Source organism: Campylobacter sp. BCW_6468 (genome assembly GCF_001762865.1).
GTDB classification, from domain to species: domain Bacteria; phylum Campylobacterota; class Campylobacteria; order Campylobacterales; family Campylobacteraceae; genus Campylobacter_D; species Campylobacter_D jejuni.
Map to the genome: position 1 here is coordinate 200,733 of NZ_MJXQ01000039.1, position 16,550 is coordinate 217,282.

Below are 16,550 nucleotides of genomic sequence, written 5' to 3' on the forward strand. Positions count from 1 at the left end.
ACCTTATTTGATATTGTAATTTAATTCATTTTTAGAACAAATTGCTGTAAAAAGAACATCTGTAGAACTATTTAAAGCAGTTTCAACACTATCTTGAATAACTCCTATAATAAAACCTATGGCAACTACCTTCATAGCAATATCATAGTCTATATTAAATAAAGAACAAGCCAAAGGTATAAGCAGTAAAGATCCGCCTGCAACTCCGCTAGCCCCACAAGCTGCAAAGGTGGCAATAATGCTTAATAAAAAGGCTTGTAAAAGACTGATTTCTATACCAACGGTATTGGCTGCAGTAAGACTTAAAATAGCTATAGTAACTGCTGCTCCTGCCATGTTGATAGTAGCTCCTAAAGGTATAGAAATGCCATAAAATTCTTTATCTATGCCAAGTTTAGCGCAAAGTGCCATATTTACAGGAATATTTGCCGCTGAACTTCTTGTAAAAAAGGCAAAAAATGCACTGTGCCTTAAGCAGATAAAAATTAAAGGAAAAGGATTTTTTCTTGTATAAAAAAAGACTATTAAGGCATTGATAACAAAAGTAACAAAAAGCATAGTAGCTACAAGTAAAATTAAAAGTTTTACATAACTTAGCAAACCTTGTGCTCCTGTTTGTGCTACAGAATTAGCCACAAGTCCAAAAATTCCAAAAGGGGCAAGTTTTACTACAAATTTAACGATTTTTAAAACCCCTTCATTGATATCTATAAAAACTTGTTTTGCTTCGTTAGAACAGTGTTTTAATGCTATACCTCCAGCTATTGCCCAAGTTAAAATTCCTAAATAATTTCCGCTTGAAAGAGCATTTATGGGATTATCGACAATTTTAAATAAAAGATCTTTGAAAATATCACTCATGTGGGTTGGAGATGAGTTTGTAGCAGTTTGAACTCCATCTAAAACAAGCTTTACAGGGAAGAAAAAATTAGCAAGAACTGCACAAGCTGAAGCAAAAAAGGTGCCTACTATATATAAAATGATAATATTTTTGATCTTAGTACCACTTTGAGAAAAATCTTTAGTGCAAATTGAGGTTAAAATTAAAATAAAAACAAGCATAGGAGCGATAGCTTTTAAGGCACTTGTAAAAAGTATTCCAAGTAAATTTGCAATTTCAGATATTTCTTTAGAGCTAATGCCTATAAGTATTCCTAGTGCTATACCTATGCAAATTTGAACTATGAGGTTGCCTTTAGCGTAGCTTTGAATGATTTTAGAAAACATAAAAACCTTTTAAATATTTTTTATATCAAAAGTTGATTTTAACTAACTTTTGCTTAATTTTAGAGAATTTTTAATTTATCAAGCTTTGATAAGTTTATTTGGATACAATTGTGGTTCATTTTAAATGAAAGGACTTTTTATGTATCTATTCACTTCAGAAGTCGTAAGTGCAGGTCATCCAGACAAGTGCGCTGATATAATCGCTGATACGATAGTGGATATACTCTTGAAAAATGACAAAAATTCAAGGGTGGCGAGTGAGGTTTTTGTCGCAGGAAATAAGGTTGTGATAGGAGGCGAAGTTAAGTCAAATCACAAACTTAGTAAAGCTGATTACGATAATTTAGTTAAAGATGTTTTAAAAAACATTGGTTATGACGGAGCAGGCCATTTTAGCAAAGAGCAGTGTTTACATCCTGATGAGGTTGATGTTATGGTGTTTTTAAATGAACAAAGCCCTGATATCAACCAAGGTGTCGATCAAGAAGATGGCGAAACAGGAGCAGGTGATCAAGGCATTATGTTTGGTTTTGCAAGTTGTGAAGCTGAGGAATATATGCCAGCAGCTATTAGTTATGCAAGAATGCTATGTGATAGAGTTTATGCTTATGCAAAAGCAAATCCACATGAACTTGGAGTGGATATTAAAACTCAAGTGACTATAGATTATGGCACTAAGGCGAATTTTGAAAATTGCAAACCGCAAAGTATTCATACTATAGTAGTTTCTGCACCTTGTGTTGAAAGTATGAAAATAGAAGATTTAAGATCTTTAGTGATGAAACTTATCTTAGATAGTAATTTACCAAAAGAACTTTTTGATCCTAATAAGACTAGAATTTTAATCAATCCAACTGGTAAATATGTTAATCATTCTTCTTTACATGATAGTGGTTTAACAGGAAGAAAACTTATAGTAGATAGTTTTGGAGGTTATTCTCCAATAGGTGGTGGTGCGCAATCGAGCAAAGATTATACTAAAGTTGATAGAAGTGGACTTTATGCAGGTAGATGGTTAGCTAAAAACATAGTTGCAGCAGGGCTTGCTAAAAAATGTATAGTTCAACTTAGTTATGCTATAGGTGTTGCAAAACCTACTTCGGTAAGCGTGGATTGTATGGGCACAAATACCAGTGTAAATGACGATGTTTTAAGTGATTTTGTAATGCAAAATTTCTCTTTAACGCCAAATTGGATCCGTGATAAATTTCATCTGGATAAACCAAGTAAAGAAACTTTTCTTTATGCGGATGTAGCAGCTCGTGGGCAAGTAGGACAAAAGGACTATCCTTGGGAAAAACTTGATGCTCTAGAACAGTTTAAAAAGCTACTTTAAAAAATTAACAATATTATACAAGCTTAAACAAGGCTTGTATAATTATAAAGAATTAATAAAGTTATATTAATTTTTGACTTAGAGGGATATTTTTCAATATCCCTCATAAATATAAAAGTTAGGAAGGAAGCTAAATTAATTTAGCTTTGGGGTAAAAACCCCTCTAAGTCAAAATATTGTTTGACAGAATTATAATATAAAATAACTTAAATTACTTTAAAATTAAAATTTTAATATTATTTTTTATCATTAAATATTTCTTTGGATAAATTTTTCCAATCTTTGCTCAAAAGCTTTTTAGGGAGTATAACTATATTCTCTTTGCCATTTGTAGCATGATAAACACTAACCCCATATTTACTTGCATAAAATTTCATTAAGAGTTGCTGGAGTTTGTATTCGCTACTATTATTAAACCAAGCATTGTTGCTTAGGGCTATAATAATTTGTGAATTTTGATAGTTTTGTTCTTTGGTAGCTTCATAACAAATTGCATTTGTGATAATTTGATTATCTAATTTATATTTGCTTTGTATAGGACCTTTGGAAAATTCTTCAATATTTTTGAGAAAATATTTTTTTGTTAAGTCTTTAAAAAATGGAATTTCTTCACCAAAGGGAACTAAAAAATGCTTATTTAAAATATAGACATTGCCTTTTTTAAAGATATAAGTGCTATTGTAAGTATGCTCTTTTTCAACATGAAATGCTCCTGTAATAATGGTGATTTTATAAGATAATTCTTTAAGCATGAGCTCATATTTGGTATTTTTTAAATCAAAAGCAAAAGCGGTTTCAGGCAAGATTACAAGTTCTTTTTTTTCATTTATAGCTTGAAGTATATCTTGAATTAAGATATCAGAATTTGATTTTAAATTTTCTTGTAAAAATTTTTGATTTTGAGAGATATTAGTATTGATGAGTTTGTAGTTTAAATTAAGAGTTTGAGCTTGTTTTTCATTATATTGAAATCCACTAAAGAATAAAATAAGAACAATCGCTATTTTATAATATCTTGATATATAACCCTCATAGATGAAATATGCTATTAAAAATATGCAAATAATACCACGATAACTTGGGTCAAAAAAACCATAAACTGTAAAAATTCCCCAATTAAGCCAATCAAATCCTAAAGGATGGATAAAACTTATGCAAAAAATTCCACAAAGCCTTAAAAAATCAAATTTTAATAAATAACATAATCTAAAAAGTAGTCCATAAATAAAACCAATGATAATTGGTATAATTGGTACTAAATAGTTTAGATTAAAATAAATTGAAGATAAACCAATCCACCAAAACCAAAGAATCCCTACAAAAAAACCTATCCAAAAATATTGTTTAGAATTTTTACTTTTTAGAAGTAAAACTAACCCCCAAATAGCTAAAAATGGGCTAATAGTTTGTGTAAAAATATTTTCAAAAAATGATAGATAAATAGAATTTGAAAGTAAAATTGCAATAAAAAAGACTTTTATTATTTTAAAAATGATAGAATTAGTGTTTAATTTTTTTGGAATAAAGGAAAAATATGGCAGAAAATTCAATTTTAACTTCATTGTTACCTCTTGTAGTGTTATTTGCAATTTTTTATTTCTTGGTGATCAGACCGCAACAAAAACAAGCAAAAGCACATAAACAAATGCTTGAGTCTTTGCAAAAAGGAGATAAAATCATCACTAATGGCGGACTTATTTGTGAAGTCGTAAAACCAGAGGAGGATTTTATCAAAGTTAAGCTTAATGAAGACAATGTTACTGCAAAAATTTCAAGAGAATTTATAGCAAAGAAAATTGATGCGTAATTCTAAAATCAATTATCGCTTGATTATTTTTATAGCGGTATTTATTTTTGGAGTGGCTTTTTCACTCCCTTCTTTTTTGCAGTCAGAACGTGGTGCGAAGATTAATTTAGGGCTTGATTTGCAAGGTGGGCTTTATATGCTCTTAGGTGTAGATAATGAAGAAGCTGTAAAATCTAAAATAAAATCAATTGCATCTTCATTGAGTTATTCTTTTAATAAAGAAAATATTTTAAATGATGGCTTAAATACCCATGATGATATTTTAGAATTTACTTTGCTTGATAATGCAGATATTGCAAAAGTTGAAAATTTGCTTAAAGAAATAAAAGGAATTAATATACAAAGTGAAAATATGCACTATAAAATTTCTTTTACCTCAGAAGAAGTAAAAAATATAGAAAATTTTGCACTTTTGCAAGCAGTTGAAACCATAAGAAATAGGCTTGATCAATTTGGTTTAGCAGAGCCAACAGTTGCTAAACAAGGTGATGATAAGATTTTGGTTGAACTTGCAGGGATTAAAACCAAAGAAGATGAACTAAGAGCAAAAAAACGCATCACAAAAGCAGCACATTTGCAACTTATGGAAGTTGATGATTCTAAAATGGGTCAAGCTTCTACAATGAGCGATGCTGAGGCTGCGAGTTATGGACTGATTTTAGTGCCTGATTCTAGAAATCCAAATTTAAAATATACCTTAAAAAGTATACCTATTTTAGATGGATCTATGCTTACTGATGCTAGAGTAGGACTTAGCGATAAGAGTAATTATCCTGTGATTAATTTTACTTTAAATGCCGAGGGTTCTAAAAAATTTGCTGATTATACAGGAGCAAATGTTGGAAAGCGTCTTGCTATTGTACTTGATAATAAAGTATATTCTGCTCCATCTATCAATGAACGCATAGGCGGAGGTAGTGGGCAAATCAGTGGAGCTTTTACTCAAGAAGAAGCACGCGATGTGGCGGTAGCTTTAAGAAGTGGAGCTTTGCTTGCGCCTGTAAAATTACTTGAACAAAGAAGCATAGGACCATCTTTAGGTGCTGATAGTATTAAAATGAGTATGATAGCCTTAATCGGTGCATCGGTTTTTATTGTAGTATTTATGATGATGTATTACGGTGTGGCAGGAATTTTTGCAAATATTGCAATGCTAGTTAATGTTTTGGTAGTAGTTGCCGTTATGGCTATGTTTGGAGCAACTTTAACTTTACCAGGGATGGCAGGACTTGTTTTAACTGTGGGTATGGCAGTAGATGCAAATGTGATTATCAATGAGCGTATACGAGAACTCTTGCGAGATGGAGTAAATATAAGAGTTAGTATAGAACAAGGTTATAAAAATGCTATGAGTGCGATTATAGATTCAAATATCACTTCTTTGGTTACTTCGGTAGCACTTTATGCTTATGGAACAGGAGCAGTTAAAGGTTTTGCTGTGACTTTGGGAATTGGTATCGTTGTTTCTATGATTACAGCTATTTTGGGAACTCATGGAATGTTTGATTATTTTATGCAACGCATAGAAAAAAGTAATAATGCAAGATTTTGGTTTGGCTATAGGAGAAGATAATGCAGTTTTTTAGCGAAAAGAAAATTTATGATTTTATGAGAATGCGTTTTGCTGCTATTTCTCTTTCTTTTATTTTGTTTTTTGGTTCTATTTATTTGCTTTGGGATAGGGGTTTGCAATATGGCATTGATTTTAGCGGAGGAACTTTAGTTCAGCTTAAATATGAAAATGCAGCTCCTATAACACAAATTCGAGAAATTTTAGAAAAACAAGGAACTTTTCAAAATTTATCTGTAACTGAATTTGGAAGTAATGAAGAAGTAACCATACGCTTTTTAGGAAGTAATGATAATGTAAGCAATGATATAGGCGAGCATATAAGCACTCTTTTAAAGGATACGGGAAAATTTGAAGTGCGTCGTGCTGATGTGGTAGGTCCAAAAGTAGGTGATGAACTTAGAAATAAAGGACTTATGGCTATAGCTGTATCTTTGATAGCAATTTTAATTTATATAGCGTTGCGTTTTGAGTGGCGTTTTGCTCTTGCGGCTATAATCAGTGAAATTCATGATGTTGTGATTACTTTAGGGGCAATTTCTTTATTTAAAATTGATGTCAATCTAGATACTTTGGCTGCTGTTTTAACTGTGCTTGGGTACTCTTTGAATGATACAATTATTATTTTTGATAGAATCAGAGAAGGCATTAAAACAAGTAAAAAAACCGAACTTGCACCTATTATCAATGAAAGTGTTTCAGCAACTTTATCAAGAACGGTTTTAACTTCAGGGTTGACTTTAGCAACCGTTGTGATACTTTATTTCTTTGGCGGGGAAATGATACAAGGATTTTCTTTGGCTTTAATTGTAGGTATTATAGCGGGAACTTTAAGCTCTATCTTTGTTGCAAGTCCGACATTATTATGGTTTAAATTTAGTGTGCTTGAGTTTAGAAATAAAGAAATTGAAAAAGCAAAAAGAAAACAAGATAAAGAACGCAATCGTGCAATGTATGAAAAAGGAACAGTGTAAGGAGAATTTATGGCTTATGAAGCAAGTTTAATAGAAAAAAAATGGCAAAAAATTTGGGATGAAAATGAATATTTTGAGCCAAAAGATGATTTAAATTTGCCTAAAAAATATATTTTATCGATGTTTCCTTATCCTAGCGGACGCATTCACATGGGGCATGTAAGAAATTATACTATAGGTGATGTTTTAGCAAGATATTATCGCAAGATAGGTTTTAATGTTTTACATCCTATAGGTTTTGATAGTTTTGGTATGCCTGCTGAAAATGCAGCTATTAAACATAAAATTCATCCTAAGTCATGGACTTATGAAAATATAGCTTATATGAAAAAAGAACTTTTTTCTTTAGGTTTTTCTTTTTCTAAAAAAAGAATGCTTGCTACTTCAGATCCACTTTATACAAAATTTGAGCAAGAATTTTTTATTAAGATGTTTGAAAAAGGTTTGATTTACACTAAAGAAGCAAATGTAAATTGGTGTGAACAAGATCAAACGGTTTTGGCTAATGAGCAAGTTGAAGACGGAAAATGTTGGCGTTGTGGTCATGAAGTAGTGCAGAAAAAAATGCCAGGTTATTATGTAAAAATTACTGCTTATGCTGAGGAACTTTTAAAAGATTTAGAAGAATTAAAAGATAAATGGCCTAATCAAGTTTTAACTATGCAAGAAAATTGGATTGGTAAAAGCGAAGGTTTGGAATTTTCTTTAAATTTAGACGAAGAAAGCAAGCAAAAAACCAAAGAAAGTTCTTTAGAAGTTTTTACTACAAGAGCAGATACAATTTATGGAGTTTCGTATATCGCTTTAGCTCCAGAACATAAGATTGTTCAAAATTTGCTTTCACAAAATTTATTAAATCAAGATGTATTAAATAAAATCAAAGCTATTCAAAATCAAAGTCCAAGAGAAAGACAAAGTTCTGAAAAAGAAGGCTATTTTTTAGGAATTTATGCTATTCATCCTTTAAGCGGAGAAAAAATTCCTTTATGGGTGGCTAATTTTGTCTTGGCTGATTATGGTAGTGGAGCGGTTATGGCTGTTCCAGCTCATGATGAAAGAGATTTTGAATTTGCAACAAAATATAATCTTGCTATCAAACAAGTTATTCAAACTCAAGAAAATTTACCTTATACGCAAAAATCAGGAAAGTTAATCCATAGTCAAGAATTTGATAATCTTGATTGTAATGAGGCAAGATTAAAAATTATTTCTCAGTTTGAAGCTAAAAATATAGGAAAAAGGGTTGTAAATTTTAAAATTCGTGATTGGGGTGTTTCACGCCAAAGATATTGGGGTGCGCCTATTCCTATGATTAAATGTCAAATTTGTGGTATAGTGCCTCAAAAACTAGAAAATTTACCTATTACCCTACCTGAAGATGTGCAAATTACAGGTGAGGGTAATCCACTTGATAAACATCCAACTTGGAAAAATTGTATTTGTCCCAAATGTGGCAAAGAGGCTCAAAAAGAAAGTGATACTTTAGATACTTTTTTTGAAAGTTCTTGGTATTTTGCACGTTTCGCAAGTGATGAGAAAACTTGGCAGGAAAAAGCTTTAGATGAAAAAAGTGTAAAGTATTGGATGAGTGTGGATCAATATATAGGTGGTATTGAACATGCAATCTTGCATTTGCTTTATGCGAGATTTTTCCAAAAAGTTTTAAGAGACTTGGGTTATTTAACACAAAATGAACCTTTTGATAGACTTTTAACTCAGGGTATGGTGTTAAAAGATGGAGCTAAAATGTCAAAATCAAAAGGCAATGTTGTAGATCCTGATGAGATTATAGAAAAATACGGTGCTGATACCGCAAGACTTTTTATACTTTTTGCTGCGCCTCCGGCTAAAGAGCTTGAATGGAATGATGATGCGGTTGAAGGGGCTTATAGATTTATTTGTAAACTCTATGATAGGGCGCAAAATGTTAAAAAAGGTGAGCTTGTAGAATTAAAACAAGAAAATTTAAATAAAGAAGAAAAATATGCAAGATTAAAGGTATATGAAGCTTTGAAAAAATCTTTTGAAGTTTATCATCAAAGTTTTGCTTTTAATACTTTAATTGCAGCTTGCATGGAAGCTTTAAATGCTTTAGCGCTTTGTAAAAATGAAGCTTTGGAGCAAGAGGCTTTTTATATTATTTTAAATATTTTAGAGCCTATTATTCCTCATGTTTGTTTTGAGCTTAGCGAGGAGCTTTTTAAATGTAAAAATTTCAAAAAATTAGAACTTAAGGAAGAGGTTTTTGTAAAAGATACTTTAAATTTAGCTGTAAGTATTAATGGTAAAAAAAGGGCTGAATTTGAAATTTCAAGTAGTGCGAGTAAAGAAGAAATTTTAGCTTTTGCAAAAGAAAATACTGCTAAATGGCTTGAAGGTAAGAGTATAGTTAAAGAAATTTATGTGGAAGGAAAGCTAGTTAATCTAGTGATTAAATGAAAAAGATTTTAATTTTTTGTATAGGTTTATTTTTAGGTGCTTGTGGATATGTTCCTACATCAAAAATCGCTAATAATATTTTCGATGAGAAGGTTTATGTTAATGTTGAATTAAGTCAACAAGACCCAAAAAATAGTATCTATGTTGCCGATACTTTAAAAGAAATGGTAATTTCAAAATTAGGGCGTAAACTTGCTTTAAAACATGAAGCTGATGATGTAATCAATGTTAAAATGAATAATTTAGAATTTATTCCTTTAGCTTATGATAAAAATGGCTATGTTATTAGTTATAAAGCTAAATTAAATTTAGATTTTAATGTTGTCTTTAAAGATGGTTCAAGTCAGGCTTTTAGTACAAGTGGAAGTTATAATTTTGAAATTTCTCCAAATAGTATTATTAGTGATTCTGCAAGGTATGAGGCTATTCGAGCAGCTTCAAGCGAGGCATTTGATGAGTTTATTTCCGTAATTGCTATTAAAGGGCAAAAACGTGATTCCAAATACTAATGAAATAGCAAAGCAAACTTTAATTGCATTAAAAGAAAGAAAACTAAAACCAACTCCTGAAAATTATACGGAAATTTTTGAAGAATTATCTTTAAAATATGGTATTACAAGTTCAAATAAGGCTAAACTTGATAAATACAAAACCTTGCTTTTACCGATTTATCAACAAGAATTAAATTCTAAAACTATAAGAAGTTTAGAAGAACTAATTAGTTTTTTAATTTCTGTTTTAAATAGACAAAGCGGAAAACAATTTAGTGAATTTTTTGATTTTTTATATACCATATCTAAAACTTTGCAAATAAGTAAGGATAAAAAGATAAGAGATTTGGCTAAGGTGACTTCGATTAGAATTTCTAAAACTATGGATAGTGAAAGTATTTACTTGCTTACTAAAAAATGGAAAGAGCTTGAAAGAAATTACGATGAAAATGACTTAGAAGAACAAGCTCGCAAATATGGTATTAGTAAATATGATGATTATGATAGCGTGATTAAAAAACTCTTAGTTAAACTTGAAGAGCGTAGTTATGAGCACTTTAGTGAATTATTATGCTTGGGTTTAAATCCTTCATTGGTAGAAGATTTAAAAATTCAAGGTTTTATACAAAATTTAACACAAAAGCCTTTTGTAATAGGCGAAGAAAATTTTAAAAATGAACTAATGGAATTTATAAATCATCGTATAATGGTTGATAATATGTATGTCCAAAAAAATTTAAATTTTTTTAATGATAATCTAAAAAAAATCTATGAATTGCTTGTCTTACTTAATAAATCGAATGAAAAAAATATGGATTTTATCAATACTTTAAAACCAGATGAAAATGGGGAAGTAAAACTTAGTTTTGAGGATTTAAAACTAAAATTTAAACAACTTGGAGAAAAAATTACATCTTTAAATAATCAAATTGAATTCACGCAAAGCTTAGAAGAGAGAGAGGCTTGGAGTGTTCTTAAAGAGCTTGATAAAATGGATGAAAATTTTAATAAGTATAAAGTTAATTATTCTTTAGCTTTATTTTCTATAGTAAATTACCGTTTCATTATGGAAAAATACGGTATGGGAAGTTTGAATGAAATTTTTGTTCGATTTAAAAAAATTTTAAAAGATTCTTGTAGCGAATTTGATGAACTGTGGATGATAGATGAAAAGAGTTATTTGATTGTTTCGCCAGGAAAAAGCAAAGATGAAATTACACAGCTTGTAAATACAAATCTTAAAACTATAGAAAATTTTAGATTTATTTATAAGCAAGATATTATAACTCCTAAAATTCACGTGGCTTATCTTGATAAGCAAAGTAAGCCAAGTATTAATATTTTAGATGAGTTAATAAAGCAAATTGCAGCGGTTAATGAACAATATAATGAAAGTTGAGAATTTTTTAGCTCAAAAAAGTATAAATTACGATAAAATTGATCGTTTTTTGATGTTTAGAATGTATGAAAAATATAAGAAATATTTTAAAAATATTCCCATAATTCAACTTATAGGCACAAATGGTAAAGGTAGCACGGGTAGATATTTAACCCAACTTTTAGAAAATTTAAATTATAAAATAGGGCATTATACTAGTCCGCACATTTTCAGTTTTAATGAAAGATTTTATCTTGATGGTAAGATTGCAAATGATGAAGAATTAGAACAAGCTCATATAAGACTTGAAGAAATTTTTAAACAAGACTTGCAAAAATTAAGTTATTTCGAATATGCTACTTTTTTAGCTATGATTTTATTTCAAAAATGTGATTTTATTGTTTTAGAAGCAGGAGTGGGTGGAGAATATGATGCTACTTCTGTTTTTGAAAGAAGAATGAATATTTTTACAAGAATTGGATTTGACCATATTCAAATTTTGGGCAATTCTTTAGAAGATATTGCAAGAACCAAGCTTAAAGTTATGGCGCCTATAGCACTTATAAGTGATGAGCAAGAGCAAAATGTTTTAAATTTAGCAAAAAAAATTGCTTTTTTAAAAAAAGCTAATTTGCAAGTTTCTTCCTTAAATCCTTTTTTGAAAGAAAAATTTGAGATTTATTGTGAAAAGTTTGTTTTACCTTGTTTTTTAAAGCATAATTTAAAGCTTGCATTAAAGGCTTGTGAAATTTTAACTTCACAAGAAAAAACCTTAGAAGCTTTAAAAAAGTTACAAGAGTTAAATTTACAAGGAAGATGCCAAGAAATTTCTCCAAATTTTTTTGTTGATGTGGGTCATAATCCCATGGCTGCTAAGGCTATGCTTGATAAATTTCAAGGAGAAAAAATAAATCTTATTTATAATGCTTATTTGGATAAGGATATTTTTCAAATTTTAAATACATTAAAGCCTATTATTGATACAATACAAATATATAAATATAAAAGTGCAGAACGAAAGCTGGCCGATGATGAAATTTATAGTATTGCATCAAAGCTAGGTATACAATGCAAAGAATTTGTAAAATTAGAAGAGAATAAAAAAAATCTAGTTTTTGGTTCTTTTATGCTGGTAGAAAATTTTTTAAAGGAGTGGTGTGGTAAAAAATAAATTCACTATTACCATTACAGATATTAACGGTTCAAGACATTTTTATTTAAATCAAATAATCAAAAAAATAGTTTTTTATACTATTGCTTTTATTGTTTTATTTTTAGTTTTTAGTGGTTTTTATATCAAATATCTCGATAGCAAACTTAGCGATATCAGTGAAAAGCGTGAGGAGCTTTTGAAAAAAAGCAAAGAATTGGAATTATCTAATTCGCAAATGCAAAAAAGCATAGAAGAAAAAACTCAGCAGTATGCAGCTATAGAAGATAAAATAGCTTCTTTTGAAGAGGCTTTGGGCTTAGAAGTAGAAAATAATCTTACAATTAGTGCAAGACTTGATAATCTTCAGCTTACCAATGAGCAGCAACTTGGAATTTTGGGACAAATTCCTAATGGATGGCCTATTGAAAATAAAGGCATTACAGGAAATTTTGGCTGGAGAGAGCATCCGCTTTTAAAAAGAAGGGAATTTCATCCTGGTATTGATTTAAGAGCAGAAATTGGTACCCCTATTTATGCACCAGCAAGTGGAGTAGTGGAATTTTCAGGTTATAGTGATAATGGCTATGGCTATAATGTAATTTTATTGCATAATTTTGGTTTTAAAACAGTATTTGCTCATATGATGCGCAAAGAAGTGGTCAAAGCAGGTCAATTTGTTAATAAAGGGCAGTTGATAGGTTATAGTGGCAATACAGGTCTTTCTACGGGGCCGCATTTGCACTATGAGGTAAGGTTTATTAATAAAACTTTAGAACCTTTGTATTTTTTAAATTTGCAAAGAAAAAATATGAATGATTTTTTTAATCAAGAAAGGAGAGTTCCATGGCAATCTTTAATAAAGGCGGTATCAGCCCAACATCCAGCTCTAGCTCAGAAACAACAGTAATTTCTTCAGGTGCGAGAATTGAGGGTAAATTTTATTTTGCTTCTATGCTCCATGTTGATGGAGAGTTAAGTGGCATTATTCATTCTGAAAGCATTGTGGTTATCGGAAAAAATGGAAATTTAAAAGGTGAATTACAAGCAGATAAAATTGTAGTAAATGGGTGTTTTGAAGGGCAACTTGAGGCTAATAGTTTAGAAATTTTAGCGGGCGGAGTTGTTAATGGTGATATTTCAACGCAAAAAATTTCTATAGAAAATGGCGGTCGCTTTAATGGAACTAGTAAAATTAAAGAAGATACTATCAAACTTATTGAAAATAACAACGAAGAATAATGCAAGCTTCATTTTATGAATACTTACAAAATCCAAAAATTTGTGAACTTTTTCTTTGTAAAGATGAAAAACAAGCAGATTTACTCGCTCAAGTTTCACGATTTAAGGGTTTAAAAACCTTTGTTTTACCTGATTTTAGAGCGCAGTTTGGAGATGATTTAAGGGCTTTTTCTAAAGAACTTTTTGATCTTTGTAAGATTTTAAATGCTTATCATAAAGAAGAAGAAAAAAAAATCCTTATTTCTCCTTTAAATACTGTTTTAAAAAAACTTCCTTCAAAAAAACATTTACAAAATTATCATATCGATAAAAAACAAAATTTTGATTTGAAATGTTTTGAAGATGAAATTTCAAGATTGGGATACGAATTTGTAGATATAGTTCAGGATAAAGGTGAAATTTCAATTCGTGCGGATATTATTGATATTTTTTGTATCAATGAAGAAAATCCTATTAGAATTTTACTTTTTGGCGAAGAGATTGAAAGTATAAGATATTTTGATTTGCAAAGTCAAAAGTCTATTCCTAACGAACTAGAACATTTTGAAATTTGTCCTTTTTTAAAATATTTTGACAAAGAAAATTATGAAATTTTTAAGGACAAATTAGAAGATTTTCAAAGCGATACTTTAATACATGATATCAATTCTTTAGGCTTTTGGTGTATTGATGATTTTTTTGATTATTTAGAACTTGATTTTTTAGCTTGTGAAAAGTTTGATATTAATGAATATGAAAAAGATATAAGTTTTGTGAATGCAAAAATTTTACCTCAAGCTAAAAAATTTAAAGAATTGCAAAGTTCTTACAATAAAGATTTTTTTGAATTTCATAAAAATAAAAAAATCATACTTTTAGCTAAAAACGAAGCTTTATTTAAAGCTTTAGAGCTTGAAGATACTCAAAATATCCATTTTGTAAAAAGTGATTTAAGGCTTAATCTTATTAGTCCTGAAGAGCTAATTATTTCTTTAAATCAAAAAGAAAAACAAAAAACAAGAAAAAAAGCTAGTTTGATTATAGATGAGCTTAAAAATGGGGATTATATAGTACACGAAGATTATGGGGTAGGTAAATTTTTAGGTCTTGAGATGATAGTGATAAGCGGAGCAAAAAAAGAGTTTGTTGCTATAGAGTATCAAAATTCTGATAAGCTTTTATTACCAGTGGAAAATCTTTATTTGATTGATAAATATTTGGGCGTGAGTGGATCTATTCCAAGCTTAGATAAACTAGGTAAAACAAGCTTTATTAAACTTAAAGAAAAATTAAAGACTAAACTTTTAGCCATAGCTTCTGAAATTGTTATTATGGCGGCTAAAAGATCTTTGGTGCAAGCAAAAAAAATTACAGTGGATTTAAATAGACAGACTGATTTTATAGCTAGTGCGGGTTTTATTTATACAAGCGATCAAGATAAAGCTTGTCATGAAATTTTGCAAGATTTTCAAAGTGGAAAAGTCATGGATAGGCTTTTAAGCGGTGATGTGGGTTTTGGAAAAACAGAAGTCGCTATGAATGCTATTTATCCAGTAGTTAAAAGTGGATTTTGCGCATTTTTATTTGCGCCTACGACTTTGCTTTCTCATCAGCATTATAAAACCTTAAAAAAGCGTTTTGATCCTTTTGATATAAAGGTTTTTAAACTGGATCGCTTTACAAGTAGTGCAGAAAAAAAACAAGTTTTACAAAATTTAAAAGAAAATAAAGCTTGTGTAGTTGTAGGAACTCATGCACTTTTAAGTGTAGAATGTGAAAATTTAGCCCTTGTTATTATTGATGAAGAGCATAAATTTGGAGTGAAGCAAAAAGAAAAGCTTAAAGAAATCACTCAAAATTCACATATTTTATCCATGTCAGCAACCCCTATACCAAGAAGCTTAAATCAAGCTTTAAGTTCTATAAAATCTTATAGTGTTTTGCAAATTCCACCAGAAGATAGAATGGATGTAAGAACTTTTGTCAAAGAAAATGATGACGCACTTTTAAAAGAAGCTATAGCAAGAGAGTTAAGACGTGGTGGGCAAATTTTTTATATTCATAATCATATTGCAAGTATAGAGCAATGCAAAAAACATTTATTAGAACTTTTTTCTACTTTGCGTATTTTGATTTTACATTCTAAAATCGATGCTAAGGTACAAGAAGAAGAAATGTTGAAATTTGAAAACAAAGAATATGATTTGCTTTTAAGTACCTCTATCGTAGAAAGTGGGATTGATTTACCAAATGCAAATACTATCATAGTAGAAAAAAGCGATCGTTTTGGCATGGCTGATTTGCATCAATTGCGTGGACGTGTAGGAAGAAGTGATAAGCAAGGTTATTGTTATTTTTTAATCGAAGATAAAAATGCTATCACAAAAGATGCTTTAAAGCGTCTAGTTTCTTTAGAAAGTAATTCTTTTTTAGGCGCAGGTTCTGTTTTGGCTTATCATGATCTTGAAATTCGTGGCGGTGGAAATTTATTAGGCGTGGATCAAAGTGGACGTATCGAGCAAATTGGATATAGTTTATATCTTAAAATGTTAGAAGATGAACTTAATGCTTTAAGTAAAAATGAAGTGGATCAAAAAGAAAATAAACTTGATTTAAAACTCAATGTTAATGCCTTTTTAAATAGTGAGCTTATCAGCGAAGATCGCTTAAGATTAGAACTTTATAGAAGACTTAGCAAGTGTGAGCAAGTTTATGAGGTTTATGAGATTGAAGGTGAAATTGAAGATCGCTTTGGAAAACTTGACATTTATACTAAGCAATTTTTATCTTTGATTACTATTAAAATTTTAGCTTTAAATAAATTTAAAAGCATTAGTAACTATGAGCAAAATATTCAATTTACTGCTTTAAATGATGAAAAAGAACTCATCAAGGCAAAAAGCAAAGATGATGATGATATTTTAGAGGCAATTTTAACGCATTTAAGAAAGGCTTAA

The 16,550-nt window shown here is 29.9% G+C and carries 13 protein-coding genes; 11 read left to right on the top strand and 2 right to left on the bottom strand.

The window, feature by feature from the left end:
- Positions 1 to 3: 3 nt before the first annotated feature.
- Complete coding sequence (gene sstT, locus AJ889_RS06655) at positions 4 to 1,227, bottom strand: serine/threonine transporter SstT (RefSeq protein WP_032585153.1); 1,224 nt, start codon at positions 1,225 to 1,227, stop codon at positions 4 to 6.
- A 139-nt stretch (positions 1,228 to 1,366) separates the two neighbouring features.
- Between sstT and metK the strand changes: the two genes are divergently transcribed.
- Positions 1,367 to 2,563, top strand: coding sequence for a methionine adenosyltransferase (gene metK / locus AJ889_RS06660; RefSeq protein WP_002852836.1), 1,197 nt, complete (start codon positions 1,367 to 1,369; stop codon positions 2,561 to 2,563).
- A 236-nt stretch (positions 2,564 to 2,799) separates the two neighbouring features.
- Here the strand turns inward: metK and AJ889_RS06665 are convergent, their stop codons facing one another.
- Positions 2,800 to 4,125 (bottom strand): apolipoprotein N-acyltransferase, encoded by a 1,326-nt coding sequence (locus AJ889_RS06665; RefSeq protein ID WP_002853913.1) that lies wholly within the window; start codon positions 4,123 to 4,125, stop codon positions 2,800 to 2,802.
- On the opposite strand from AJ889_RS06665, the gene yajC reads away from it, so the two are divergent.
- From yajC to AJ889_RS06715, 10 genes are read left to right on the top strand one after another with little or no spacing between them, the layout of a single operon-like run.
- On the top strand, positions 4,098 to 4,370 hold the full coding sequence (yajC, locus tag AJ889_RS06670) for a preprotein translocase subunit YajC (RefSeq protein WP_002786346.1): 273 nt from the start codon (positions 4,098 to 4,100) through the stop codon (positions 4,368 to 4,370). The two genes, AJ889_RS06665 and yajC, sit on opposite strands and share 28 nt — an antisense overlap.
- The gene (secD, locus tag AJ889_RS06675; protein WP_032585150.1) at positions 4,363 to 5,943 is read left to right on the top strand and encodes a protein translocase subunit SecD; all 1,581 of its coding nucleotides are present in this window, start codon (positions 4,363 to 4,365) and stop codon (positions 5,941 to 5,943) included. The genes yajC and secD overlap by 8 nt, the downstream gene beginning before the upstream one ends.
- Positions 5,943 to 6,914: a protein translocase subunit SecF gene (gene secF, locus AJ889_RS06680; protein WP_002853635.1), complete on the top strand. Its 972-nt coding sequence runs from the start codon at positions 5,943 to 5,945 to the stop codon at positions 6,912 to 6,914. The genes secD and secF overlap by 1 nt, the downstream gene beginning before the upstream one ends.
- A gap of 9 nt (positions 6,915 to 6,923) precedes the next feature.
- The gene (gene leuS, locus AJ889_RS06685; RefSeq protein WP_070293318.1) at positions 6,924 to 9,353 is read left to right on the top strand and encodes a leucine--tRNA ligase; all 2,430 of its coding nucleotides are present in this window, start codon (positions 6,924 to 6,926) and stop codon (positions 9,351 to 9,353) included.
- Positions 9,350 to 9,862: an LPS assembly lipoprotein LptE gene (gene lptE / locus AJ889_RS06690; protein ID WP_002860199.1), complete on the top strand. Its 513-nt coding sequence runs from the start codon at positions 9,350 to 9,352 to the stop codon at positions 9,860 to 9,862. Before leuS ends, lptE begins: the two co-directional genes overlap by 4 nt.
- Positions 9,846 to 11,243, top strand: coding sequence for a hypothetical protein (locus AJ889_RS06695; protein ID WP_002856019.1), 1,398 nt, complete (start codon positions 9,846 to 9,848; stop codon positions 11,241 to 11,243). The genes lptE and AJ889_RS06695 overlap by 17 nt, the downstream gene beginning before the upstream one ends.
- The gene (locus tag AJ889_RS06700) at positions 11,209 to 12,393 is read left to right on the top strand and encodes a folylpolyglutamate synthase/dihydrofolate synthase family protein (RefSeq protein ID WP_074468975.1); all 1,185 of its coding nucleotides are present in this window, start codon (positions 11,209 to 11,211) and stop codon (positions 12,391 to 12,393) included. The genes AJ889_RS06695 and AJ889_RS06700 overlap by 35 nt, the downstream gene beginning before the upstream one ends.
- Positions 12,380 to 13,282, top strand: coding sequence for a M23 family metallopeptidase (locus AJ889_RS06705; RefSeq protein ID WP_002853442.1), 903 nt, complete (start codon positions 12,380 to 12,382; stop codon positions 13,280 to 13,282). Before AJ889_RS06700 ends, AJ889_RS06705 begins: the two co-directional genes overlap by 14 nt.
- On the top strand, positions 13,219 to 13,614 hold the full coding sequence (locus AJ889_RS06710; protein WP_002859143.1) for a polymer-forming cytoskeletal protein: 396 nt from the start codon (positions 13,219 to 13,221) through the stop codon (positions 13,612 to 13,614). Before AJ889_RS06705 ends, AJ889_RS06710 begins: the two co-directional genes overlap by 64 nt.
- The gene (locus AJ889_RS06715) at positions 13,614 to 16,550 is read left to right on the top strand and encodes a DEAD/DEAH box helicase (RefSeq protein WP_032585148.1); all 2,937 of its coding nucleotides are present in this window, start codon (positions 13,614 to 13,616) and stop codon (positions 16,548 to 16,550) included. Before AJ889_RS06710 ends, AJ889_RS06715 begins: the two co-directional genes overlap by 1 nt.